Raw genomic sequence first — 24,615 nt, 5'->3', positions numbered from 1 at the left:
GATCAGCGCGTGGTTGGCTGGGTGCCGGTCGGCGCCGGCGCCGGAGTCGCCGTGCCCTGCGACGCACGCGCCGCGTCCATCAGCTGCTGGTTGCGCTGCTGGACGAGCTGGCCGGGCTGGTAGCCGGCCGGAACCGCGATCGAAACGCTGGGCAGGATGCGGTTGAGTTCGGTCACCACCGCGTCGGTGATGTCGACATTGTTTTCGCGCGCAAGAACGGCGTCGGGGTTGAGCAGCAGGTCGATCTTTTTCGCGGTCATCGCGGCCTTGATCGCCTCGTTCATGCGGACGCTGATCTGGTCTTCGACATAAGCGATGGCGAGGTCGACCGGCGCGCCGATCTGGCCGAGTTCGGTCTGCGCGGCCTGGCGCTTGTCCTGCACCGCCTTTGCGGCGGCCTGCAGCGCGGCCTGGTTCTGCGGCGTCTTTTTCGCCTCTTCATTATATTTGGCGATCAGGACGTTGATTTCGGCCTGCAGCGTCTGGCCGCGCGACTGCTGCTGATCGATCTGCGCCTTGTAGGTGGTTTCGATCTGCTGCGACGCGGTGCGGAAGGCGTTCGAACGCGCGGCGGCGACGCGCACGTCGGCAACGCCCACGCCCTTGGCCTGCGCGAGTGCGGGGGCCGAGAGGATGGGCGAAACCGACAGCGCGGCGATCGCCAGCGCGGAGGCGGCAAGGATTTTCTTCATCAGAATTGGGTTCCTACATTGAATGAGAAGCGTTTGGTATCATCGCCCTCTTCTTTACGAAGGGCGTAAGCGAAGTCGATCCGGAAGGGACCGAAAGGAGAGTTCCAGTTGACCCCGGCACCGATTGCGACGCGCGGCATCCAGGTGTCGCCGAAGAAGCGTTCCTCGAACGGCGCGAGCGACGAGAAACCTTCCGGGCAGGTCGTATAGTCGCCGGTTGGCGTTGGGACGCCGCCTTCCGGTGTCGTAACGGTTTCGGTCGCGAACTGGCTGACGCCCGTGGTCGCGTTGCGGCAGAGGAACTTGGTGAAACCGTCGGCGGGATCGCGGAAATCGTCGAGCGTGGTCAGCGTCGGACGTTTCACGCTGAACACCGAGCCGACATCGAGGAAGATCGACGGCCGCAGCCCCAATTCCTTTGCCCCGGTGCCAAGCGGAATATCGAGTTCGATCCGGCCCTGATAATAGGCGCGCCCGCCGAGCGCGTCGTCAATCTGGCCGCGATTGTCGTTGCTGGTGTCGATCACCGGATTGAGCGGATCATAGGTCGCGGCATAGCGGATGACGCGCGGGCCGACCCCGCGAATGTCGAAACCGCGCATCTGCGGTTCGCCGAGGAAGAAGCGGTCGGTCAGGCGGACCTTGTCGCTGGTCGGGGTCGGGCGCCCGCCGAACGGATAGATATAGCCGCCCTCGGCCGAGATGTTGAGGATGAAACGGCTGCCAAGGTTGAAGTGCTTGCTGCCCGCGAGGCGCGTGCGAACATATTTGACGCTGCCGCCAAGCCCGGCGAAATCCTGGCTCAAGGACAGCGACTGGCCGCGCGTAGGACGCAGGCGGTTGTCGCGGTCGTCATAAGCGAGCGTGTAGCCGAGCAGCGAGGTTGTGCGGCTGCCGATCGCGTCGCACAGATAGCGGCCGGCGACGAGCGGATCGCATTCGTCGCCGAAATAATAGATCGACTTGTCGAGCGTCACATCGTCGAAGTTGATGCTGTAGCGACCGAAGAAGGACATGAATTCGGTCAGCGGCACACCGACGTTGATCTGCGCGCCGGTCGTGACCTGTTCGAAGGTCGTGCGGCGATCGTTGTCGATGAAGTTGAACGAATTGAGATCGCGGCGATAGACGCTGCCGCCGATCGAGATATTGCGGTCGAACAGATAGGGTTCGGTAAAGCCGAGTTCGATCGACTTCGAATAGCTCGAATAGTTGACCGAGGCCTGGAGTTGCTGGCCGAGGCCTCGGAAGTTGCGCTGGCGGATCGACGCCTGGAGCAGGAAATTCTCGATCGACGAGAAACCGGCCGAGAGCGACAGTTCGCCAGTCGGCTTTTCCTCGACATTGGTTTCGAGGATGATGCGGTCGGGCGCGCTGCCTTCCTTGCGCTCGATTTCCAGATTTTCCTGGAAATATCCCAAGCTGTTGATGCGGCTCTCGGTCCGCTTGACGCCGAAGCTGTTGAACGCGTCGCCCTCGTTCAGGCGGAATTCGCGGCGCACCACCTTGTCGTGCGTCAGCGTGTTGCCGTTGACGTCGATGCGCTCGACGTAGGTACGCGGGCTTTCGCCGACGTTGAAGGTGATCGCCATCGTCCGGTCTTCGGGATTGCGGCGGAATTCGGGATTGATGTCGGCGAAGGCGTAGCCGAACAGGCCGGCGGTTTCGCTGAGGCTTTCGACTGTATCCTCGACCAGCTTGGCGTCGTACCAGTCGCCGGTCTTCATCGGCAGCAGCTTTTTCAGCATCTCGGGCTGGAAGTCGCGGATCTCGCTCTGCACGTCGACGTCGCCGAACTTGTAGCGTTCGCCCTCCTCGACGACATAGGTGATGATGAAGTCCTGCTTGTTGCTCGTCAGCTCGGCGACCGCCGAAATCACGCGGAAGTCGGCATAACCGTTGGTCAGGTAGAAAAGGCGCACCTTCTGCTGGTCATAGGCGAGGCGATCGGGGTCGTAGCTGGTGTTCGACGACAGGATCGTCAGCAGCCCCGCCTCCTTGGTCGCCATTTCGTCCTTGAGGTCGCCGTCGCTGAACTTCTCGTTGCCGATGATGTTGATCTGGCGGACCTTCGACTTCGGGCCTTCGTTGATTTCGAAGACGACGTCGACGCGGTTCTGGTCGAGTGAGACCATCTTGGGCTCGACGGTCGCGGCGAAGCGGCCCTGCCGCTTGTAGAGTTCGATGATGCGCGCGACGTCGGCGCGGACTTTCGAGCGCGTGTAGATCTGGCGCGGCGCCATCTTGATCTCGGGACGGATCTTGTCTTCCTTGAGGCGTTTGTTGCCTTCGAGGATCACGCGGTTGATCACCGGGTTTTCGGTGACCTGGATCGTCAGCGCACCATTGTTGTCGGTGATCTGGAAATCCTTGAACAGCTCGGTGGCGGCAAGGTCCTTCAGCGCCTGGTCGAGCACCGCGCGGTCATATGGCTGGCCGACGCGCAAGCGCAGGTACGACAGGATCGTCTGCGCCTCGAGCCGTTGGTTGCCGACGACCGTGATCGACTGGACCGTCGTCGCGGTCGGCGCCGCTTCGGGGGTCGGCGCCGGGACCGTCGGCGCGGGGACGGGCGGCGGCGCAACATCTTGCGCCATCAACGGCGTCGCGAGCATCGTGCCGGCCAGAAGAACCACCGACAGCTGCGTCCGCGCCGAAAATTTGTGTGAAGCCACGCTGTTCATCCCGAAAAAATAACTCAAAAGCGACAAACCCGCCTGACCGCGGGGTTGCGCGCCACTCCCTGCCCCAGACTCGCTAGCCAATCAAGCGGGCGATCCTGTCCCACACGCCAATTGAGCCCAAATCGTTGAAAGTCACGACCAGCATGAGGGTCGCGATCGCCACAAAGCCGAATCGGAACGCCCATTCCTGCGCCTCGGGGGGCGCGGGACGTCGCCGGATCGCCTCATAGGCGTAAAAGGCCAGATGACCGCCATCGAGCATCGGCAATGGCAAGAGGTTGATGAACCCCAGATTGATAGAGATGAAGGCGGCAAAGAAGATCAGCGTGCCGATCCCCAGTGTCGCCATCTCGCCCGACTGCTTGGCGATCTTGACCGGTCCGCCCATATCCTTGATCGAACGCTGGCCAGTCACGAACTGGCCGAGGATGCTCCCCGTCAGCCGCACCATCTCCCAAGTTTGCGCGGCGCTTTCCTGGAACGCCGCGACGGGACCCACGGCCGAATAGACTGGCGCACCCGAACGGATCCCGATCACGGCGCGCTCGCTTTTGTTGCCGAACGGGTCGCGCTCGGAGATGATCCGCGGCCGCAACGTGACGTTCAGCCGATCGTTGCCGCGCGCGATCTGGAGGCTGGCGGGCTTGCCGAGGTTGAACGCCACCGCAGCCTGAATGTCGTTGAACGTATCCATTCTTCGGCCGTCGATGCTGACGATCCTGTCGCCGGCGCGTAGACCCGCTTCCTGCGCGGCGCTGTCCGCCTCTACCGCGCCGATAACGGCCGGAGTACGGCCAACGCCGTAAACCATCGCAAAAGCCGCAAAGATCAGGATGGCGAACAGAAAGTTCGTCACGGGCCCAGCGAGCACGATCAGCGCGCGCTTCCACACCGGCTGCGCGGGGAAGGTGTGCGATTTCTCTTCAGCGGGCAGCTGCTGCCAATCGGCATCGGGCTGGCTGACCGCATCGCGGTCTCCCGCGAACTGGACATAGCCGCCGAGCGGCAGCCAGCCGATCTTCCATTCGGTGCCGCGCTTGTCGGTCCAACCGAGGATCTTGCGCCCGAATCCGATCGAGAAGGTCTCGGCCTTCACCCCGCACCAGCGGCCGACGATATAATGGCCATATTCGTGCACGAAGACGAGCGGCCCGAGGACGGCGAGGAAAGCGACGAAATAAAGCCAAAGCGGCACATCAGGCATGTTCGTACTGGTCCACAAAATGCTGCGCGGCCGCGCGGGATGCGGCATCAACGCTGAATATGTCCTGAAGCGAGGTCGGCACCGCCGGGGCGTCGGCATCGGCCACGCGGCGCACCGTGTCGACGATCGCGGGGAAGGAGATGCGGCCCGCAAGGAAGGCGGCGACCGCCACCTCGTTCGCGGCGTTGAGCTGCGCCGGGCGCGCGCCGCCTTCGGCGATCGCGGCGCGGCAGAGCGCGGTCGCGGGAAAGCGCACCTCGTCGGGCGCCTCGAAATCGAGCCGCGCGATGGTTGCGAGGTCGAGCGGGGCGCACGGCGTTGCCATCCGCTGCGGCCAGGCCAGCGCGCTGCTGATCGGGATGCGCATGTCAGGCGATCCGAGCTGCGCGAGCGTCGAGCAGTCGATATATTCGACGAGGCTGTGGATCACCGATTGCGGGTGGACGAGGATTTCGATGCGGTCGAGCCCGACGGGGAACAGATGATGCGCCTCGATCAGTTCGAGCCCCTTGTTCATCATGGTCGCCGAATCGACGCTGATCTTGGCGCCCATCGACCAGTTGGGGTGCGCGACCGCCTGTGCGGGCGTGACGCGCGCCATGTCGTCGGCGCGCATCGTGCGGAACGGCCCGCCGCTCGCGGTCAGGATGATGCGTCGCACCTGATCGATGCGGCCGCCCGAAAGGCACTGAAAGATCGCATTATGCTCGCTGTCGACGGGCAGGATCGTTGCGCCCGAGGCGCGTGCGGCCGCCGTCATCAACTCGGCCGCCGACACCAGCGCCTCCTTGTTGGCGAGCGCGACGTCGTGGCCGGCGGCGAGTGCCGCCATCGTCGGCGCGAGGCCGGCGGTACCGACGATGGCCGCCATGACGAGGTCAGTGGGCCGCTGCGCCGCCTCGACGAGCGCCGCGGCGCCTGCAGCGGTTTCGATGCCCGTTCCTGAAAGCGCATCCTTCAGCGCGTCGTGACGGCTTTCGTCGGCGACGACAGCGAGGTCGGGGCGAAATTCCTTGGCGAGCTTCGCCAGCTCGGCAACGTCGCAATTGGCGGTCAGCACCGCGACCCGCCAGGCCTCTCCATCGCGGCGCACGAGATCGAGGGTCGATTGCCCGACCGAGCCCGTCGCACCGAACAGGGAGAGGCGGCGCGCCATGTCAGCCGCGCACCGCGATCTGACCCGCGAAGGCCAGCGCGCCGAGCAGCAGCGCCACGGGCAGGACGCCGTCGACGCGATCGAAGAGGCCGCCGTGGCCGGGGATGAGCTTGCCCGAATCTTTCACGCCCGCGCGGCGCTTCATCCAGCTTTGCGCAAGATCGCCAAGCTGCGCGAGGAGGCCCATGAACAGGCCGATCCATAGCGGCACGCCCACGATACCCGCGCGGTCGCCGATCGTGGCGCTGGCGATCAGCGCCGCGACCATGCCGCCGAACAGCCCCGACCAGGTTTTCGACGGGCTGATTTTCGGCGCGAGACGCGCGCCGCCGAAGGCGCGGCCGGCGAAATAGGCGCCGATGTCGGTCGCCCAGACTATGCCGAACACCCACAGCGCTGCGGTCACGCCCAGATGATCGCGAACGAACCATAGCCCCGCCATCGCGCCGAGCACGAGGATCGGGCCGAGGATGTGGAGTGCGGTCTTGCCGCCGCTGCCGAGCGTCATCGCCTTCACGAGCTGGAACCATTCGACGAGGACGAGGGCGCCGCCGACGAGCAGCAGCAGGCCGAAGGCGATGCCGCCGAACCATAGCGCGGTGCCCGCGATCGCGAACAGGATGATCGCCGAGGCGAGCCGCACCCAGAGATCCGATTTCGCCGCTGTCGCCATGCCCTTAAAGTCCCCCGTAACGGCGATCGCGGCGCGCGAAATGGTCGAGCGCCGCTTTGAGATCGGCCGGCTTGAAGTCCGGCCATAATATGTCGGTGAAATAGAGTTCGGCATAGGCCGATTGCCACAGCAGGAAGTTCGACAGCCGCACTTCGCCCGAGGTGCGGATGAGCAGGTCGAGCGGCGGCATGTCGGCGGTGTCGAGGTTCGCCTCGATCGCCTCGGTGGTGATTTTGCCCTGCGAAACGGCAGCGGTCGCGGCGCGGACGAGTTCGTCCTGCGCGCCATAGTTGAGCGCGACCGCGAGCGTCGTGCGCTTGTTGCCCGACGTGCGTTCGAGCGCATTTTCAATGAGCGCGACGACGTCGGGCGCGAGCGCGCGCCAGTTGCCGATCACTTTCAGCTTCACATCGTTCGCCGCGAATTCGTCGAGGTCGCTGAGAATGAAGCGCTTCATCAGCCCCATCAGGTCGCTGACCTCTTCCTCGGGTCGCTTCCAGTTTTCGGAGCTGAAGGCGTAGAGCGTCATTGCCTCGATACCGAGGTCGCCCGCGGCGCGCACGATCGTCCGCACCGCCTCGACCCCAGCCTTGTGTCCGGCGACGCGGGGCAGCAGGCGCTTTTTCGCCCAGCGGCCATTGCCGTCCATGATGATGGCGACATGGCGCGCACCGTGATCGGGAACAGTCACAGGAAGAACCTAAAAACCCGTTCGCCCTGAGCTTGTCGAAGGGCCGTTCTTTCTTTCAGAAGGAAAGGACGGGGCTTCGACAGGCTGAGCCCGAACGGAAAAATGGTATGCGCAGATAAGCACTAGCCCAGGATTTCCTTTTCCTTGGCGGTTGCTGCGGCGTCGATTTCGGCGATCGTGCTGTCGGTCAGCTTCTGGACGTCGGTTTCGGCGCGCTTGCGCTCGTCCTCGCTGATTTCCTTCTTGTTTTCGTCGGTCTTGAGATTGTCCATACCATCGCGGCGGACGTTGCGGACGGCGACGCGCGCCTTTTCGGCATATTGGCCGGCGAGCTTCGAGAGTTCCTTGCGGCGCTCCTGCGTCATTTCGGGGATCGGCAGGCGCAGCATCTGGCCGTCGACGATCGGGTTGAGGCCAAGACCCGCCGAGCGGATCGCCTTGTCGACCGGGCCGACGTTCGATTTGTCCCACACCTGCACCGACAGCATGCGCGGTTCGGGCGCGCTGACCGACGCGACCTGGTTCAGCGGCATGTGGCTGCCATAGACCTCGACGGTCACCGGATCGAGCAGCGCGGTGTGCGCGCGGCCGGTGCGCAGGCCCGCAAGGTCGTGCTTCAGCGATTCGACCGCGCCGTGCATGCGGCGTTCGAGGTCGGCCTTGTCATATTTCGCCATCTGTCTTTCCTCTCTGAATATCTTGTCAGCCAGCGTCGCCGACGACGGTCGAAACGCCCTCGCCTGCCAGCACGCGCGCCAAATTGCCAGGCTCGCGGATGTTGAACACGACGATCGGGATATGGTTGTCGCGGCAGAGCGCCACCGCGCTCGCGTCCATCACCTTCAGATTGTCGGCGAGCACGCGATCATAGCTCAGTGTGTCGTAGCGCACCGCCGACGCATCCTTCTTGGGGTCGGCATTGTAGACGCCGTCGACGCTGGTGCCCTTGAGCAGCGCGTCGCACTTCATTTCGGCGGCGCGCAGTGCGGCGCCGCTGTCGGTGGTGAAATAGGGAGCACCGACGCCGGCGGCGAAGATCACGACGCGCCCCTTTTCCATATGGCGTTCGGCGCGGCGGCGGATCACGGGCTCGCATACCTTGTCCATCTCGATCGCCGACTGGACGCGCGTTTCGACGCCGAGCTGCTCGAGTGCATTCTGCATCGCGAGCGCGTTCATCACGGTCGCGAGCATGCCCATATAGTCGGCCTGCGCGCGGTCCATGCCCTTGGCGGCGCCCGCCATGCCGCGAAAGATGTTGCCACCGCCGATAACGAGGCAGATTTCAAGGCCGCGGTCCTTGGCTTCCTTGACCTCGGCCGCCATGCTCGCGACCGTTTCGGGGTCGATGCCGAAGGGGCTGGGGCCCATCAGCGCCTCGCCCGACAGCTTGAGCAAAATGCGTTTCATGCCGGGCAATGCCATGTCGTGGGGAACCTCTTGGTATCGATGAATAAGCGAATGGCGCGCACCCTAGAGCGGGCACGCGCCATTGCCAAGCGGACTGCCGCGGCGAATGCGGCAATCCGTATCGTGCCTTTCAGACGCCAGCGGCGGCCGCGACTTCCGCCGCGAAATCGCTTGCTTCCTTCTCGATGCCTTCGCCGAGCTGGAAGCGGACAAAGCCCTTGAGCGTGATCGTTGCGCCGACATCCTTGCCGGCGGCGGCGACGACTTCGGCGACCGGGGTCTTGCCGTCCATCACGAAGAGCTGCGACAGCAGCGCGTTTTCCTTGCGATACTTGGCGATCGCGCCGTCGACCATCTTCGAAACGATGTCGGCGGGCTTGCCCGACTGGGCGGCCTTTTCCTCGGCGATCGCGCGTTCGCGGGCGACGAGATCGGCGTCGAGATCGTCGCCGTTCAGGGCCAGCGGGTTGGCGGCGGCGACGTGCATCGCGAGCTGCTTGCCGAGCGGTTCGAGAACGTCGGCGCCGGCGGTCGATTCGAGCGCGACGAGCACGCCGATCTTACCCATGCCCGGCGCGGCGGCGTTATGGACATAGCCGGTGACGACGCCCGAGTTCACCGAAACGATCGCCGAGCGGCGCAGCGACTGGTTCTCACCGATCGTCGCGACGTTCTGCGTCAGCTGTTCGGCGACGGTGCCGCCGGTCGGATAAGCCGCGGCGTTCAGCGCGTCGATGTCGGTGATGTTGCCGGCGAGCGCGACCTGCGTCACGTCGCGGACAAAGCCCTGGAACTGTTCGTTCTTCGCAACGAAGTCGGTTTCGCTGTTCACTTCGACCATCGCACCGCGGTTGCCGTCGGTGGCTACGCCGACAAGGCCCTCGGCGGCGACGCGACCGGCCTTCTTGGCGGCGGCGGCGAGGCCCTTGGTACGCAGCCAGTCAATCGACGCTTCGATGTCGCCGTTGTTTTCGGCGAGCGCCTTCTTGCAATCCATCATGCCTGCGCCCGTGCGGTCGCGCAGTTCCTTGACGAGAGCGGCCGTGATTTCAGCCATGGAATATTCCTTTCAAAAGGGGCGAGCCCGTCTGGCCCGCGGGGCGCCTCGCGCGCTTGGCGGGGCGATAAGTCAATGCGATGACAGGGACGGCGCGAACCCTTGCCGCGCCGTCCCGTCATGCCTGCAAGCGATCAGGCGTCGCTCTGGCGTTCGGTTTCGGCGGCGGCTTCGGCCGGGACCTGCTCGTCCTCGGTCACCGGAGCGGCGGCGTCGGCAACCGGGGCGGCTTCTTCGGTCAGCGCGGCTTCGGCGGCGGGCTCGACCGCAGCGCCAAGGTCTTCGCCGCGGTTCGCGCGGGCCTGCTGGCCGCCGCGCGTCGCCGCCTGAGCAACCGCTTCGCAATAAAGGCGGATGGCGCGGGCGGCGTCATCGTTTGCCGGAACCGGGAAAGCGATGCCGTCGGGCGAAACGTTCGAATCGAGGATCGCGACGACGGGGATGCCGAGGACGTTGGCTTCCTTGATCGCCAGCTCTTCCTTGTTCGCGTCGATCACGAACATCACGTCGGGAATGCCGCCCATGTCGCGGATGCCGCCGAGGCTCAGTTCGAGCTTGTCGCGTTCGCGGGTCTTGTTGAGCACTTCCTTCTTGGTGAGGCCCGAGGTGTCGCCCGAAAGCTGCTCCTCGAGCGTCTTGAGGCGCTTGATCGAACCCGAGATCGTCTTCCAGTTGGTGAGCATGCCGCCCAGCCAGCGGTGGTTGACGAAGTGCTGGCCCGACGCGCGGGCCGCATCGGCGATCGCACCCTGCGCCTGGCGCTTGGTGCCGACGAACAGCACCTTGCCGCCGGCGGCCGAGGTCGAGGCGATGAAGTCGAGCGCGCGCGCGAAGAGCGGCACGGTCTGCGACAGGTCGAGAATGTGGATGCCGTTGCGCGCGCCGAAGATGTACGGCTTCATGCGCGGGTTCCAACGGTGGGTCTGGTGGCCGAAGTGGGCGCCAGCTTCGATAAGATTCTGCATCGTGACGACAGGTGCCGCCATAGTCTTTCTCCTTCCGGTTAGTCCTCTGGAAAGCAAGAACCGAGGCATCCGCTCGAGGATGATCCCGGCACCGGTATGTGCGCCTTCCATGTGGAATGGGCGGCCCGTTAGCCGCCTTGGCCGCCAAAAGCAAGGGGGGCCAGCGCGTTTTCGCGCTCAACCGGTCGCGCGTGGCGGACTCGGTTCGGCGACAAAGCGACTCCGTTCGTCGCAAATCACTTGAGAACAAAACAGGAACATGGAACAAAAAGACCAAGGAAACCGTCGCTGGTTAACAAAAGGTTTCGCACAAGAAAGCCGAAAGGACAAGATCATGGTTCAGGTCGCTGCCGCTCTTCTCTTCGCCCTCGCCGCGGGGCTCGGCGTCACGGTGATCCTCGCCATGCTCAAGAATAATGAAGATGCAATTCTGTCGGCGCTGCTCGGCGAAGGCGCCTTCCCGGCCGATACCGCGCCGCAACCCGGCTCCGCTCCGTACAAGATGACGCTGCGCCGCTCGTCGGCCCGCCGCGATGCCCCGCGCCCGATCCGCGCCGCGGCGCGGATGCAACCGGCGATCAGCCGCGCCGCCTGACCTTTGCATAGCTCGCGAGCCCGAAAGGCAGCGTCGCGGCATAAAGCGCACAGACCGCAAGCAATGTCAGCCAGGGCGCGGTAACCAGCGCAGCGCCAAGGAGGCCAACGCCCGCCAAGGCGAACAGACGCCATGACCGGCGCAGCCGGATCGACGACCAGCTGTAGGTCGGGATCGCCGAGATCATCAGCATCGCAATGCCGAGCGCCCACGGCATAACGACATACCATTCACGAAACAGGTCGTTGCCCGTCGTCAACCACAGATAGATGGGCACGAACGACATGCCGGCCCCCGCCGGTGCGGGGATGCCGGTGTTGAAACCCGCCGACTTGTGCGGTTGAAACTCGGCATCCATGCGCGAATTGAAGCGCGCGAGCCGAAGCGCGCAGCACACGGCAAGCGCGAGCGCGGCGGTCCAGCCGAATTTCGGCGCCGCGTTGAGCGACCAGAAGAAGAGGATCATCGCCGGCGCGACGCCAAAGGCGATCACGTCCGAGAGCGAATCGAGTTCGGCACCGAACTTGCTCTGCGCGCGCAGCAGCCGCGCGATCCGCCCGTCCATGCCGTCAAGCACGCCGGCGACGATGATCATCGTTATCGCCGCCGCCCACTCGCCATCGATGGCGAAACGGACCCCGGTCAGCCCCGAACAAAGCGCGAGCAGCGTGATCGCATTGGGCGCAAAGGCGCGCAGCGGGATTCCGCCGATGCGGCGATGCGCGGCGTCGACCCGGGCCTCGACGTCGTCGGCCATTTCTACTGCCCGACGCCTTCGATCGTCTCGCCGACGCCGATCCGCGCGACGATAGTCTCGCCCGCCAGCGTGCGCTGACCGAGCAGCACCTGCGGCGTCGTCCCCGCAGGCAGATAGACATCGACGCGGCTGCCGAAACGGATGAGGCCGACGCGCTGGCCGGTTTTGAGTTCGTTACCCATCGACACGAAGGGCATGATGCGCCGCGCGACGAGGCCCGCGATCTGGGTGAAGCCGATGCGCACGCCGTCGGCGCGCTCGACGACGAAATGCTGGCGTTCATTCTCCTCGCTCGCCTTGTCGAGGTCGGCGTTCACGAATTTGCCGGGGATATAGACGAGTTTGCGCAGCGCGCCCGCAACGGGGGTGCGGTTGATGTGGACGTCGAAGACACTCATGAAAATCGACACACGCAGCATCGGCGCGGCGCCGAGCCCGTCGGGGCCCGCGATTTCGGGCGGTGGCGGCACTTCGGCGATCTGGGTGACAAGCCCATCGGCGGGCGCGACGATCAGGTCGCTGCCCACCGGGGTGATGCGCACCGGATCGCGGAAGAAGGCGCCGACCCAGATTGTCACGCCGAGCATCAGCCAACCGAACAGGTTCCAGATAGGCAGCAGCCACAGACAGAGGGTGATAATGCCCGAGATCAGCAGGAATTTCCGGCCTTCGGGATGAACCGAGGGCCATTGCCATTTGATGCCGCCGCCGGGCCGGTTCGATGAGATGATTATGGACATTGCGTTCTTCTAAGGTGCGGCTTCCATACTGACAATGGATAAGGCGGCTCGATCGTTGCCACCCGGACCATCGAGGACGCGCGACGGGCGGTTGATCAATCGTCCCGCTTTGCCTAAGGCCCGCTGCAACTCCGACTCCCCAAGGAAAAAGGCTGAACGCATGGGCAAGATCAAGGTAGCCAACCCGGTCGTCGAACTCGACGGCGACGAAATGACCCGGATCATCTGGCAATGGATCCGCGAGCGGCTGATCCTTCCCTATCTCGACGTCGACCTTCATTATTACGACTTGGGCATCGAGGAACGCGACCGCACCGACGACAAGATCACAGTCGATGCCGCGAACGCGATCAAGAAATATGGCGTCGGCGTGAAGTGCGCGACGATCACTCCCGACGAAGCCCGCGTCGAGGAGTTCGGCCTGAAGAAGATGTGGAAATCGCCGAACGGCACGATCCGCAATATCTTGGGCGGCGTGGTGTTCCGCGAACCGATCGTGATGAAGAACGTACCGCGCCTCGTCCCCGGCTGGACCGACCCGATCGTCGTCGGCCGTCACGCATTCGGCGACCAATATAAGGCGACCGACTTCCGCGTCCCCGGCCCCGGCAAGCTGCGCCTCGTCTTCGAGGGCGAGGACGGCACGCTGATCGACGAGGAAGTGTTCCAGTTCCCTTCGTCGGGCGTCGCGATGGGCATGTACAATCTCGACGATTCGATCCGCGACTTCGCGCGCGCCAGCCTGAACTATGGCCTCGCCCGCGAGTGGCCGGTGTATCTGTCGACCAAGAATACGATCCTGAAAGCCTATGACGGCCGCTTCAAGGATCTGTTCGAAGAAGTATTCCAGGCCGAATTCAAGGCGAAGTTCGACGCGCTCGGCATCGTCTACGAACACCGCCTGATCGACGACATGGTCGCCTCGGCGCTCAAGTGGAGCGGTAAGTTCGTGTGGGCCTGCAAGAATTACGACGGCGACGTCCAGTCGGACACAGTCGCGCAAGGCTTCGGCTCATTGGGCCTGATGACCAGCGTCCTGATGACCCCCGACGGCAAGACCGTCGAGTCCGAAGCCGCGCACGGGACCGTCACCCGCCACTACCGCATGCACCAGCAGGGCAAGGCGACCTCGACCAATCCGATCGCGTCGATCTTTGCCTGGACCGGCGGCCTCAAGCATCGCGGCAAGCTCGACGACAACGCCGCGCTGGTGCAGTTCGCGGACGATCTCGAAAAAGTCTGCGTCGCGACAGTCGAGAGTGGCAAGATGACCAAGGATCTGGCGCTTCTTATCGGTCCCGACCAGAATTGGCTGACCACCGAAGGCTTCTTCGAGGCGATCGTCGAAAATCTCGACAAGAAGATGGGCGCTTAAACAAGCGAATTAGTTGAGATAGCTCTCTAGCCAATCGGGGCCGGCCTGCATAAGGTCGGCCCTAATGGTATCCGAAACAGACACCTCCGCCATCGGCAACGCGCTCGTGGTGCTCGGCGCGGCGGGCATCGTCATCCCGGCCTTCGCGCGCTTCAGGATTTCGCCGGTGATCGGCTTCATCCTCGTCGGGCTGCTCGTCGGCCCGTCGGGGCTCGGCGCGCTCGCCGCCGATTATCCCTGGCTCAAACATGTCACGATCGCCTCGACCGAGGATATCGCGCTGTTCGGCGAATTCGGGATCATCCTGCTGCTCTTTTCAATCGGGCTCGAGCTATCGTTCCGCCGCCTGTGGCAACTTCGAAAGCTCGTGTTCGGGATCGGCGCGGCAGAGCTTTTCATCGCGGGCGCGATCCTTGGCACCGTTCTACTCTTCCTCGGCAATCTTTCGACCCCTGCCGCCTATGGCCTTGGCATCGCGCTCGCGCTCTCGTCGACGGCGCTGGTGTTGCCGATCGCCGGCACGAAATCGGCGGTCGGGCGGGCGTCCTTTTCGATGCTGTTGTTCGAGGATCTGGCGCTCGTCCCGATCATCTTCATTCTCGGTGCGCTGGCGCCGACGGCGTCGGGCGACAGCACCCAATTGATGCTGACGACGCTGTGGCAGGGCGGGCTCGTCGTCGCGGCGCTCGCGGTCGGCGGCTGGTTTCTGCTGCCAAAGATCTTCGCACAGGCGGCGCGCGCGAAGGACCCCGAACTCTTTCTTGCGGCGAGCCTGCTCGTCGTCATCGTCGCCGCGCTGGCGACAGCGGCGGTCGGGCTGTCACCGATCGTCGGCGCGCTGCTCGCCGGGCTGATGATTGCCGAAACCGAATATCATGGCGAGGTCGAGGCAATCACCGCGCCATTCAAGGGGCTCGCGCTCGGGGTGTTCCTGATCAGCGTCGGCATGGGGCTCAATCTCAAGACGATCGCCAGCCAATGGCAGGCGCTCGCGATCGCCGTCGTCGGGGTCGTTCTGGTCAAAGCGGTCGTCACCGCCGCGCTGCTGCGCTTTTCGGGCGCGGCGCGGCGCGGCACGGCAGCCGAGGTCGGATTGCTCATGGCAAGCCCTTCGGAGACGACGCTGATCGTGTTGACGACCGCGCTGCAGGCGCAGCTGATCAGCCGCGCCACCGCCGAATTCTGGCAACTCGTCACCGCGATCGGGCTGACGATCACGCCGTTGCTCGCGCGGGTCGGCCACGACATCGCGCGGCGGATCGAGATGCGCAGCGGCGATACGCAGGCCGAGGAGACGCCCGAAGGCCGCACCGTCATCGTCGGCTTCGGCCGCGTCGGCCACACCGTCGCCGAACTGCTGCGCGAGCATGACCGGCCCTATATTGCGGTCGACGCCGATATCGACACGGTCGCCGCGGCGCGGCGCGACGGCTTTTCGGTGCGTTTTGCCGACGTCGCGCGCGCAGGAAGTCTCGATCGGCTGGGCATCGAAAACGCCAATGCGATCGTGCTGACGATGGATGACCCCGTGCAGCAGTTGCGCATGACGCGCCAGCTGAAACAGAAATATCCCGACCTGCCGGTGATCAGTCGCGCGCGCGATTCGGACCATGCCGCGGCACTTTATCAGGCGGGCGCAAACGATGCGGTGCCCGAGACGCTCGAAAGCTCGCTGCAACTCGCAGAAGCGGTGCTGATCGACCTTGGCGTCGCGATGGGGCCGGTGATCGCGTCGATCCACGACGTCCGCGCCAAGATGCGGCACGACATCATGACGAAGGGCAAACTCGACCACGAACCGCGGATCCGGCGAACGCGCCGTCACCCCGCCGGCGGCGAGACCGCCTAACGTCCTCCGGTTACTGGCGCGGGCGAAGCATTCAGCGCCGACGCGTCGGCCAGCGTCATCCCCTTGGGCAGGATCGCCAGCGACCATTGCCGATCGGGTGCCAGATATTGACGCGCGAGCCGCTGGACGTCGGCGGCGGTGACCGCCGCGATATCGTCCTGAATAGACAGCGCCGCCGCAGCGACGCGCGGGTCGCGCGTCGCGCCTTCGAGCAGGAACATCCAATAGACATTGCCCGTCGATGCGCGCGCAACCTGTTCGCGGATCGGTCCGGCGTTGCGCGCCAGCTCGTCGGCGCTGACCGGTTTCGTCACCAGGTCGGCGGCGATATCCTTGGCTATGGAATAGAAGCGGTCGAGGTCCTTCGGCGCGAGCAAACTGCCGACGAGCAGATAGCCGCCGCTGTCGAAGCCGGTCGGCCAGTGGCTGTCGACGACGGGGCCATAGCTTGCGCCCTGTTCGGCGCGGAGGCGATCGAACAGGCGGTCATTGAAAATCGCCGCGAGGATCTCGAGCCCGCGCGCGTCGCGCGGGCTGGCAAGACCGCCGCCGGTGGGCCAGGCGGTCATCGCCGCAGCCTGCCCCTGCTCGCCGCGGTGATAGGCGATGTCGGGCTCGGTCACATGCTTGGCGAAGGCGACCCGCTGGCCGCTCGGCGGCGCGAGGACCTTGCGCGGCGGCAGCGCGCCCAATGTTTCGGCAAGGATCTTCTTGTAGTCGACCGTTTCGAGGTCGCCGAAAATCTGCACCTCGATCGGCCCACTCGCGAGGCGCGGCTCCCAGAAGGCGCGGAAAGCAGCGGGCGTCAGCGCCTCGATCTGCGCCTTGTCGGGCGCGGCCCAGCGCGCATCATTGTCGGTCAGCCAGCCGCGCAAATTACGGTCGAGTACCGCATTCGGTGTCGCGTCGTTGAGGTCGTAGCCGGTGAGATAGCCGATGCGCAGCCGCTCGACCGGCGCGGGATCCCAGCGGGGAACGGCCAGCTTGCCCGCGATGAGCCGCATCTGGTCGGCGAGATCGGCGGGGCGGCTTTCGGCCGACAGCTCGAACGCATCGTCGTCGATCGCGAAATTCATCTGAATCTGGCGGCCATTCGTCAGCTTGTCGATCTCGTTCTGGCCCCATGGGCCGATCCCGCTCGCGACCAGCGCATAATCGCCGGTCCACAGGAGATTCGGCGCGTCGGCGGCGACGCTGCGGTTGCCGGTGCCGAAGCGCACATTGACGCGAACCTTGCCCGGTTCGACCTTGTTGTTCGAAACCAGCGCGGTCACGCCATTGGCGAATTCGATCCGTTCGGCGCGCAATCCGAGGATGGGGCTGGTCGACGTGATGGTCCCCTCCGGGCCGAGCGCAGGCAGCTGCTTGAAATCGGCGTCGACCGCCGCCAGCCGGTCGTCGCGCGCGGTCACCGGCGCCTTCAGCGCGGCGAGCACGGCGGCGTTGCCGCCCGCCGTCGTTGGCGTCGTCAGCACGACGCGCGTAACCGGCGCGGCGAAGATCGCCTTACTGATGTCGAGCATCACCTGCGGTGTCGCCGAGGCGCGGATCGCCTTGAACATGTCGACCTGCCCCTGCGGGCTCGTCACCGTTTCGCCGATATCGACTGCGCGCACCATGTCGTCAGCGAGCCGCGCTCCGGGTTCGTTGCGGGCGTTCTCCAGCTCCTTCAGCAGAAACGCCTCGATCTCGTTCATCTCGCGGTCGATGTCGGCCTGCGACGGCGGCGTTTTCACGGCGTCGGCGATCACCCCGCGCACATCGGCGAGCGCGGCCTTCCAGTCGCTCAGGGGAACGATCGACGCCATCGTCACGTCGGCGCTGCGACTGACATATTGCTGCTCGACCGTCGCGACGAGATAGCTGCCCCCGGCGCGCGCTGTGTTTTCGAGCCGGCGGTTGACGAGCGCTTGGGCAAGATATTCGAGATAGAGCCGCCGCGTGTTCGCGACCGTGTCGATGCGCTTCTTCCAAGGCCGCACCATCGCGAGGGTGAGCGCGAGCGGCTGGCTGGCCTCGACAATCTCGAGCGCGGCGGCGTGTTTCGGATCGGGCTTGCCGAAATCGGGCGTTGCGGGGTTCGGGCCGTCCGCTTGCCAGTCGCCGTAATATTTGGCGATCAGCCGGGCGAATTCGGCCGGGTCGCCATCGCCCGAGATGACGACCACCGCCCGGTCGGGGCGATACCAGCGATCATGAAAGGCGCCGACCGTTGTCGCGCTCGCCTTGCCGAGCGACTCCGTGGTGCCGATCGGCGAGCGGTCGCCGAGCAGCTGCCCGGCGAAGAGATGCGCGTTGGTCGCGTCGGCGATCCGCTTTTGCGGACCGTTGGATTCGCGCAGTTCGGCCATCACGACGCCGCGTTCGGCGGCGACGGCAAGTTCGGAGATGCGCGGAGCGCGGATCATGCCCGACAGCAGTTTCATGCCTTCGTCGAGATTGGCCGGGGTAACGCTGGGCAGGTCGAGTTGGTAGACCGTCTGCGTCGGGGTCGTCTGCGCGTTCGAATCGCTTCCGAAGGTCACGCCGAAGCGCTGCCAGATGCGTTTCGCTTCACCGTCGGGGATATGTTCCGACCCGCGAAAGGTCAGATGTTCGAGCAAATGCGCATAGCCGCGCTCCTCCTCGGTTTCGAACATCGAGCCGACGTCCATGCGCACGCGGATCGACACCTGCCCCGGCGGCACGCCGTTGTTGCGCACGGCATAACGCACACCGTTGGGAAGCACGCCGAACTGCCATGCGGTGTCGCGCGGAATGTCGCTGCCGGCGTAGAGCCAGTCGGCGTTCTTCGCCCGGCTCTGCGCGGTCGCCGCCACCCTGTCTTCCTGCGCGCTTGCGGCGAGCGGTGCGAGAAGCAGTGCGGCGGCGCCGGACAGAAAAAGCGAACGGGCCAAACGAAGCGGGCGGCGCGGGGGGGTATAGGACATTGCCCCTTCTTATCGCCTCCGAACCTTGCTGGCCACTGAACTGTCATGCTTGCCCGGGGCGCAGCGCGGGCTTAGCCAGCTAGAATGAACGCTTCATCTCCCGCCCCGCTCGCCGCGCTGATCCAGATGACGAGCGGCATCGACCCCGACACGAATCTGGCGACCATCGATCGCGCGTTGGCGGAGGCCGCGGCGCGTGGCGCTGCCATGGCCTTTCTTCCCGAGATGTCGCTACTGCTCGACCGCGACCGCACGCGATCGGGCGCACTTATGGCCCGCGAAGTTGACAGCGCCTGGCCTTCGGCGCTGCAAGCCATGGCACAAAGGCACGACATCTGGCTGCATTCGGGATCGATGCCCTTGCTCGCCGACGATGGCGAACGACGCGTCAATCGCTCCCATGTCATCGCCGCAGACGGCAGCATACGGGCGCGCTATGACAAGATTCACATGTTCGATGTCGCACTGCCCTCGGGCGAAAACTGGCGGGAGTCGGCGAGCTATGTCGGCGGAGACGCGCTGGCGATCGTAGAAACGCCGCTTGGTCTGATGGGCCTCAGCATCTGTTATGATCTGCGATTTCCCGAACTTTATCGTGCGCTGGCCGATCGCGGTGCGACGGTCATCGCGATTCCTGCTGCCTTCACCGTGTCGACCGGCGAGGCGCATTGGCATGTCCTGATGCGCGCACGCGCGATCGAAACGCAATGCCATGTCGTGGCTGCTGCGCAGTGCGGGACGCATGCCGACGGCCGGCAGACCTATGGCCACAGCGTCACGATCGATCCATGGGGCGCGATCCTTGCCGACGCCAAGGGTGAGGAAGCGATGACCGGGAAGGACTATGTGCTTGCGCTGGCCTCCGTCGACGCAGCGGCCAGCGAACGCGCTCGTCTGGCGATCCCGCTGGAGCGATCCCGCGCAATGCGAAATATTACGCCCTGACCAATCGACGCAACAGGGGCCAGAATGCACAAAAGGCCCCGAGCAGAGCTCGGAGCCTTTTGGTATCGGTACGATCAGCCGAAATTACGGGCTGGTCGGTTCGTCGTCGTCGTTGTCCGACGCGATGATGATGCCACCAACGACGGCAACGAGAGCGAGGACAGCGATGATCCAGCTCGTGCTGCCTTCGAGTTCGCTCTGGCCGTCAACGGCCGAAGCCGCGCGAGCCGCCGGGGCTGCGGATGCGACGACCGGAGCCGCGAGCATCGAGGTCGCTGCGAGAGAGATCGCAGCCTTCTTAAGCAGGTTCATCTTATTCTCCGTCCACTGGATTACTCTTGTCGAATCACACCGGAGGAACCTCCCCGGTCTGCTTCTGCAGCGCCTTCTTAGGCACGGCCTTCAGCAATTGCAACGACGATTTGCCCTAGCTCGCCAAATCTTAGTAAATAATAAATAGGGAAAAACTTGTCGCAAAGAATAGCGCCTATCCGCGCCGCACGCGGTCGAAGGGTTCGCTCGTCACGGGGTAGCCGAGGTGCGCCGGAATGCACAGATAGCTCCGCCCTTCGCGGTCCTCGATCCACGGCGTGACGAGTTCGACTGGAAACTGCCGGGAATGGACAGAGAAGTCTGTAAAATCAGTGACCTGAGCAATACGCTCGAGATTGCGGCGGGTCGGGAAGATCACTGACACCTCGCCGCGATCGGCCATCGTCAGTGTCCGCTCGGCGCTCGCCCAGAAGATATGGCTGTGCTCGGCCTCTTCGACCGTCAGTTCATGGCTGTGCGGCGGGGCAGCCACAGCATAAAATCGCGTATCGAATGTCCGGGCCTCTTTGAAATTCGGGCACCAGCGCGCGAAGGGAACGAATGATTCCAACGCGATTCGATCGCGGCGCGCGGCCAGAATATCGGAAAGCAGGGTCCCGCCAAGCAACGCCCGCCGCACCTCGGCGACCTCGGTTTCCGCCAGTCCCGGCCAGCCGACCGCCAGCCCCGTTTCCTCCAGCGTCTCGCGCAGCGCGGCAACGCGGGCCGCACCGTCGGCCTCGTCGATTCCCGGGCTATACAGGCTTGCGACGCGATAGTCGTCGGGATCGACGCGCCCCCCCGGAAACACGACAGCGCCCGCGGCGAAGGCCATCTTTGCAGACCGTTTGACCATCAATATCTCGTCGGGGCCGCCGCTGTCCGACGGCCGCATGATCACGAGCGTCGCAGCGGGCACGGCGCCATCGGGCAAGGCGGCGGTGGTCGGCGAAGCGGTGTCGGTCATGAGGAAAGCGATAACTGTGCCGCGCCGCCCTGTCATCTCGGCATTTCATCCCGGCATTGCGGGCGTGCGTCGACGGGTGCAAGATGACGCGCGATCGAGCGATCCGGCACGGGGAGCAGGATATTGGGAATCGTCGAGATTTTGGGCGTCGCGGGCAGCCTCAGCCTTCTTGCCGGCTGGCGGCTCTACCTCACCATATTGGCGACCGGCGTCGCGATGCGGTTCGGCTGGCTACCGCTCCCCGAGCATCTCGCGGCGCTGCAGATTCTGGCCAATCCCTGGGTGCTGGGCGTGGCGGGGGTCGGCACGCTCGCCGAGTTCCTCGCCGACAAGATCGCGTGGGTGGATTCGGCCTGGGACACGGTTCACAGCATCGTCCGCCCCCTGGGCGGCGCCCTCCTCGCGCTTGCGCTTGTCGATTCCTCGGACCCCGCATGGCAGGTCATCGCCTTCCTGCTCGGCGGCGGCGGCGCGCTGCTCAGCCACGGCGCGAAGGCGACGACGCGCGCGATCGTAAACGTCAGCCCCGAGCCCTTCAGCAACGCCGCGGTCTCGACCGGAGAGGATGTCGCGACGGGCGGGTTGCTCGCGCTCGCCATCGCCTACCCGCCGCTGGCGATCGTCATCGCGGTCCTGCTCGCGGTCGCCGCAGTCGTAGTGATCATCGCGCTGCGCCGCCTGCTCCGCAATATCAAGGCAACGCTGAAGCGGGCGCTGGGGGATGAGCCTCCACCCGCAATCGACGCTTAACTGTTTGGCAATATTCGGTTAATAAGTCGCTACAGACAGGGGGGCACACCGACCCGATGAGGGAGTGCTGTGCTATGTCCCCGAAATATGCCCTGAGGCCGATACTCCTGTCTTCCGTCGCTATCCTCGCGCTGGGACAGGCCTCCCCCGCCCTTGCGCAATGCGTCTTCACGCCCACCGTGGGTGACGATGTCCATATCTGCGACAGTGACACGTCGGTAGGCGGGCTCGACGATCCGGGCGGAAACAATCAACTCACCCTCCCCGCCGGCGGCACCGGCACCATCGCGGGTAACGTCAACTTCGGCGGCGGCGCCGACATCGTCGTCATCGATTCCGGCCGGATCGAAGGCGGGGTTGATCAGGGCAATGGCGACGACAGCTTCTCGATCAGCGCCGGAACCGTCACCGCCCAGGTGCAGCAAGGCGAAGGCATCGACGACTTCGTCATGACCGGCGGTTCGGTGGGAACGCTCAACCAGGGCGGTTCGATGGATACATTCCTGATGACCGGCGGCCGTATCGTCGATGCCTTCGACGACGGCGACATCGCGCGGATCACCGGCGGGCGGATCGGGCGCGTGAATATGAAACTCGCCGACAATCTGTTCGACATGTCGGGCGGCATCATCGACCGTAATCTCGTCGCCGGCTTCGGCAACGACACGATCATCCTGTCCGGAGGGACGATCGGCGGCAATATCAGCGTGTCGGGCGGCACCGACAGCGTGACGATCTCCGGCGGTTCGGTCGGCGGCGACGTACTGATGAGCGTCGGTACCGACAGTTTCGTCTGGGATGGCGGCGGGATCATATACGGCACGGTCGACCTCGGCGGCGACGACGACAGCGCGCGCCTCGCCAATCTGACCAACGCGAACCTCGGCGGGTCGCCGCGGATCACTGGCGGAGCCGGCACCGACGCGCTGGTTTTCGACAATGTCACGACAGGCGGCGTCGCACGCTTCGACGGCTGGGAAACCATCCGGGCGACGAACGACAGCGAACTGACGTTCGATGGCTTGCTGACGCTCGGCGACGCCGGGACTGGCACCGGGCGCTTCGAGCTCGACGCGTCGAGCACGATCTTCGGCGGCGGCCAGCAAGGCGGGATCGTCGCATTTACGGCGGACGAACGCGCGACGCTGATCAATGCCGGACGTATCGACTTGACCAATGGCGGCAATGCGCCGGGCGACAGCTTTACCGTTGGCGGCGACTATCTCGGCGACGATGGACTGCTGCTGATCGATACCGTGCTGGGCGACGACGCATCGCTTTCCGACAAGCTGGTGATCGACGGCGGCAGTGCCTCGGGCACGACCGGCGTGACCGTGCTCAACGCGGGCGGCACCGGCGCCCTCACGCAGCAGAACGGCATTCTTGTCGTCGAGGCGGTGGGTGGCGCGACGACCGCGAGCGGCGCCTTTGCGCTCAACCACCGCGTCGCCGTCGGCGCCTATGAATATTTCCTGTTCCGTGGAGGCACCACGACCGGAACGAGAGAGAATTGGTATCTGCGTTCGACCTTGCCGCCCCCGCCGGCACCCGCCGCCCCGCCGCCGCCCGAGCCCGCCCCCGCGCCGCCGGTGCTCACGCCGCGGCCGCCCGCGCCCGCGCCGCTGCCCCCCGAGCCTCCGGCACCGCCCCCGCCGCCGGCACCCGCACCGCCTCCCCCGCCGCCCGAACCGACGCCGGACAATCCCGATCCGGTCGACCCCGCGCCGCCAGTGACCGAAACCGATCCGCCGCCCGCGCCGACGCCGGAGCCGCAGCCCGCGCCCGAACCCGAGGCGCCCCCGCCGCCGCCCGAGCCTCCAGCGAAGCCCGCGCCCCTTCCCTCACCCGATTCCCAGGTCACGCCCGAGCCGCCGACTCCCGGTGCCACGCCCGTGGTCGCAGAAGCCGGCGAAGTCGTGCCACTCTATCGCCCCGAGGTAGCAGCGTTCGTCGCAACGGTTCCCGTCGCGCACCATCTAGCCAGTGCGACGCTCGGGACCTTCCACGAACGGCGCGGCGAACAGGCGCTGCTGCGCGGCGGCGGCGCGCTGCCCGCGACCTGGGGCCGCGTCTTCGCCGAGGATAGCGAGATCAAATGGGACGGCGACGTCGCCCCGTCGCTCGACGGCGACCTTTCGGGTTTCCAGATCGGCCAGGATTTCGTCGGTTTCGGCGACGAGGGCGGCACGAATATTCGCCTCGGTGCCTTCGTCGGGCGTTCGTCGACCGACGGGACCGTGCGCGGCCAGGCGCTCGGCTGGAACGACCTGACCGTCGGCCAGATCGACGTCAAGGCGACGAGCCTTGCCGGTTATGCCACGATCGTCGGAGAAACCGGCTGGTATGTCGATGCCGTCGTCATACACAGCTGGTTCGACGGCGAAAACGCGGCCAGCTCGGGCGAGGCGATCGACGTCGACGGCAAGGGGTGGACCGCTTCGCTCGAAGCGGGCTATCCGCTCGCCCTCTCCGACAATTGGACGCTCGAGCCGCAAGCGCAGATCGTGTGGCAGCAGGTGAAGCTCGACGACCGCGCCGACAGCTTTTCAACGATCGACTTCGCGGCGGGCGATTCGCTCACCGGCCGCGCAGGCCTTCGGCTGCAGGGTGAATATGGCGGCTTCCAGCCTTATCTCCACGCCAGCCTGTGGCACGGCTTTTCCGGCGATCAGACGACGCGTTTCGGCAGCGATCCGATCCGCACCGATCTCGGCCGCACCGAGGTCGAGGTCGGCGCCGGGCTGATCGCGCGCCTGGGAACAAGCGTCGCGGTGCATGTGAAGGGCGACTACGGCTTCGACGCCGACGGGCCGCGCAGCCGGCGTTATGGCGGCACGGTGGGCGTCACGATAAGCTGGTAGGC

At 65.3% G+C, this 24,615-nt stretch carries 21 protein-coding genes; 6 read left to right on the top strand and 15 right to left on the bottom strand.

Features of this window, described 5'->3' with window-relative positions; translation table 11 throughout:
* Nucleotides 1-2: 2 nt before the first annotated feature.
* From E5675_RS06255 to rpsB, 10 genes are all read right to left on the bottom strand, one after another.
* Complete coding sequence (locus tag E5675_RS06255; protein ID WP_136173754.1) at nt 3-692, bottom strand: OmpH family outer membrane protein; 690 nt, start codon at nt 690-692, stop codon at nt 3-5.
* Entirely contained in the window at nt 692-3,376 is a 2,685-nt protein-coding gene (bamA, locus tag E5675_RS06250; RefSeq protein ID WP_136173753.1) for an outer membrane protein assembly factor BamA, read from the bottom strand. The genes E5675_RS06255 and bamA overlap by 1 nt, the downstream gene beginning before the upstream one ends.
* Before the next feature lie 73 nt (nt 3,377-3,449).
* Entirely contained in the window at nt 3,450-4,580 is a 1,131-nt protein-coding gene (gene rseP / locus E5675_RS06245) for an RIP metalloprotease RseP (RefSeq protein ID WP_136173752.1), read from the bottom strand.
* Nucleotides 4,573-5,736 (bottom strand): 1-deoxy-D-xylulose-5-phosphate reductoisomerase, encoded by a 1,164-nt coding sequence (locus E5675_RS06240; protein ID WP_136173751.1) that lies wholly within the window; start codon nt 5,734-5,736, stop codon nt 4,573-4,575. The genes rseP and E5675_RS06240 overlap by 8 nt, the downstream gene beginning before the upstream one ends.
* Nucleotide 5,737: 1 nt before the next feature.
* A complete protein-coding gene (locus E5675_RS06235) occupies nt 5,738-6,409 on the bottom strand; it encodes a phosphatidate cytidylyltransferase (RefSeq protein ID WP_136173750.1) in 672 nt (223 codons plus the stop codon).
* 4 nt (nt 6,410-6,413) lie between these two features.
* Complete coding sequence (uppS, locus tag E5675_RS06230) at nt 6,414-7,058, bottom strand: polyprenyl diphosphate synthase (RefSeq protein ID WP_247594871.1); 645 nt, start codon at nt 7,056-7,058, stop codon at nt 6,414-6,416.
* 164 nt (nt 7,059-7,222) lie between these two features.
* Nucleotides 7,223-7,777 (bottom strand): ribosome recycling factor, encoded by a 555-nt coding sequence (frr, locus tag E5675_RS06225; protein WP_136173748.1) that lies wholly within the window; start codon nt 7,775-7,777, stop codon nt 7,223-7,225.
* A 25-nt stretch (nt 7,778-7,802) separates the two neighbouring features.
* Nucleotides 7,803-8,525 (bottom strand): UMP kinase, encoded by a 723-nt coding sequence (pyrH, locus tag E5675_RS06220; protein WP_136173747.1) that lies wholly within the window; start codon nt 8,523-8,525, stop codon nt 7,803-7,805.
* A 115-nt stretch (nt 8,526-8,640) separates the two neighbouring features.
* Nucleotides 8,641-9,567, bottom strand: a complete 927-nt coding sequence (gene tsf, locus E5675_RS06215) for a translation elongation factor Ts (RefSeq protein ID WP_136173746.1) — start codon at nt 9,565-9,567, stop codon at nt 8,641-8,643.
* Between the two features lie 134 nt (nt 9,568-9,701).
* Nucleotides 9,702-10,553 carry a 30S ribosomal protein S2 gene (rpsB, locus tag E5675_RS06210; RefSeq protein ID WP_037555084.1) on the bottom strand — a complete coding sequence of 284 codons (852 nt, stop codon included), beginning with the start codon at nt 10,551-10,553 and terminating at the stop codon, nt 9,702-9,704.
* A 313-nt stretch (nt 10,554-10,866) separates the two neighbouring features.
* Here rpsB and E5675_RS06205 point away from each other — a divergent pair, with 313 nt between their 5' ends.
* The gene (locus E5675_RS06205; protein WP_136173745.1) at nt 10,867-11,127 is read left to right on the top strand and encodes a hypothetical protein; all 261 of its coding nucleotides are present in this window, start codon (nt 10,867-10,869) and stop codon (nt 11,125-11,127) included.
* On the opposite strand, the gene E5675_RS06200 is transcribed toward E5675_RS06205, so the two are convergent.
* Nucleotides 11,111-11,884, bottom strand: coding sequence for a phosphatidylcholine/phosphatidylserine synthase (locus E5675_RS06200; protein ID WP_136173744.1), 774 nt, complete (start codon nt 11,882-11,884; stop codon nt 11,111-11,113). The genes E5675_RS06205 and E5675_RS06200 overlap by 17 nt on opposite strands.
* 2 nt (nt 11,885-11,886) lie before the next feature.
* On the bottom strand, nt 11,887-12,624 hold the full coding sequence (locus E5675_RS06195) for a phosphatidylserine decarboxylase (RefSeq protein ID WP_136173743.1): 738 nt from the start codon (nt 12,622-12,624) through the stop codon (nt 11,887-11,889).
* A gap of 160 nt (nt 12,625-12,784) precedes the next feature.
* Here E5675_RS06195 and E5675_RS06190 point away from each other — a divergent pair, with 160 nt between their 5' ends.
* Nucleotides 12,785-13,999, top strand: coding sequence for an NADP-dependent isocitrate dehydrogenase (locus tag E5675_RS06190; RefSeq protein WP_136173742.1), 1,215 nt, complete (start codon nt 12,785-12,787; stop codon nt 13,997-13,999).
* Nucleotides 14,000-14,063: 64 nt separating this feature from the next.
* Complete coding sequence (locus E5675_RS06185; protein WP_136173741.1) at nt 14,064-15,848, top strand: cation:proton antiporter; 1,785 nt, start codon at nt 14,064-14,066, stop codon at nt 15,846-15,848.
* Here E5675_RS06185 and E5675_RS06180 read toward each other — a convergent pair.
* On the bottom strand, nt 15,845-18,778 hold the full coding sequence (locus E5675_RS06180; protein ID WP_136173740.1) for a M16 family metallopeptidase: 2,934 nt from the start codon (nt 18,776-18,778) through the stop codon (nt 15,845-15,847). The genes E5675_RS06185 and E5675_RS06180 overlap by 4 nt on opposite strands.
* Nucleotides 18,779-18,862: 84 nt before the next feature.
* Between E5675_RS06180 and E5675_RS06175 the strand changes: the two genes are divergently transcribed.
* The gene (locus E5675_RS06175; RefSeq protein ID WP_136173739.1) at nt 18,863-19,723 is read left to right on the top strand and encodes a carbon-nitrogen hydrolase family protein; all 861 of its coding nucleotides are present in this window, start codon (nt 18,863-18,865) and stop codon (nt 19,721-19,723) included.
* A gap of 84 nt (nt 19,724-19,807) precedes the next feature.
* Here the strand turns inward: E5675_RS06175 and E5675_RS06170 are convergent, their stop codons facing one another.
* Together E5675_RS06170 and E5675_RS06165 are read right to left on the bottom strand one after the other, a co-directional pair.
* Nucleotides 19,808-20,035 carry a hypothetical protein gene (locus tag E5675_RS06170; protein WP_136173738.1) on the bottom strand — a complete coding sequence of 76 codons (228 nt, stop codon included), beginning with the start codon at nt 20,033-20,035 and terminating at the stop codon, nt 19,808-19,810.
* Between the two features lie 175 nt (nt 20,036-20,210).
* Nucleotides 20,211-21,002 carry an NUDIX domain-containing protein gene (locus E5675_RS06165; protein WP_136173737.1) on the bottom strand — a complete coding sequence of 264 codons (792 nt, stop codon included), beginning with the start codon at nt 21,000-21,002 and terminating at the stop codon, nt 20,211-20,213.
* A 123-nt stretch (nt 21,003-21,125) separates the two neighbouring features.
* Between E5675_RS06165 and E5675_RS06160 the strand changes: the two genes are divergently transcribed.
* Entirely contained in the window at nt 21,126-21,752 is a 627-nt protein-coding gene (locus E5675_RS06160) for a DUF4126 domain-containing protein (RefSeq protein ID WP_136173736.1), read from the top strand.
* 74 nt (nt 21,753-21,826) lie between these two features.
* Nucleotides 21,827-24,613, top strand: a complete 2,787-nt coding sequence (locus E5675_RS06155) for an autotransporter outer membrane beta-barrel domain-containing protein (RefSeq protein ID WP_136173735.1) — start codon at nt 21,827-21,829, stop codon at nt 24,611-24,613.
* Nucleotides 24,614-24,615: the final 2 nt, after the last annotated feature.

The sequence above is a fragment of the Sphingopyxis sp. PAMC25046 genome (genome assembly GCF_004795895.1).
Classification (GTDB): Bacteria; Pseudomonadota; Alphaproteobacteria; order Sphingomonadales; family Sphingomonadaceae; genus Sphingopyxis.
This window is presented reverse-complemented; position numbering and strand designations above follow the sequence as displayed.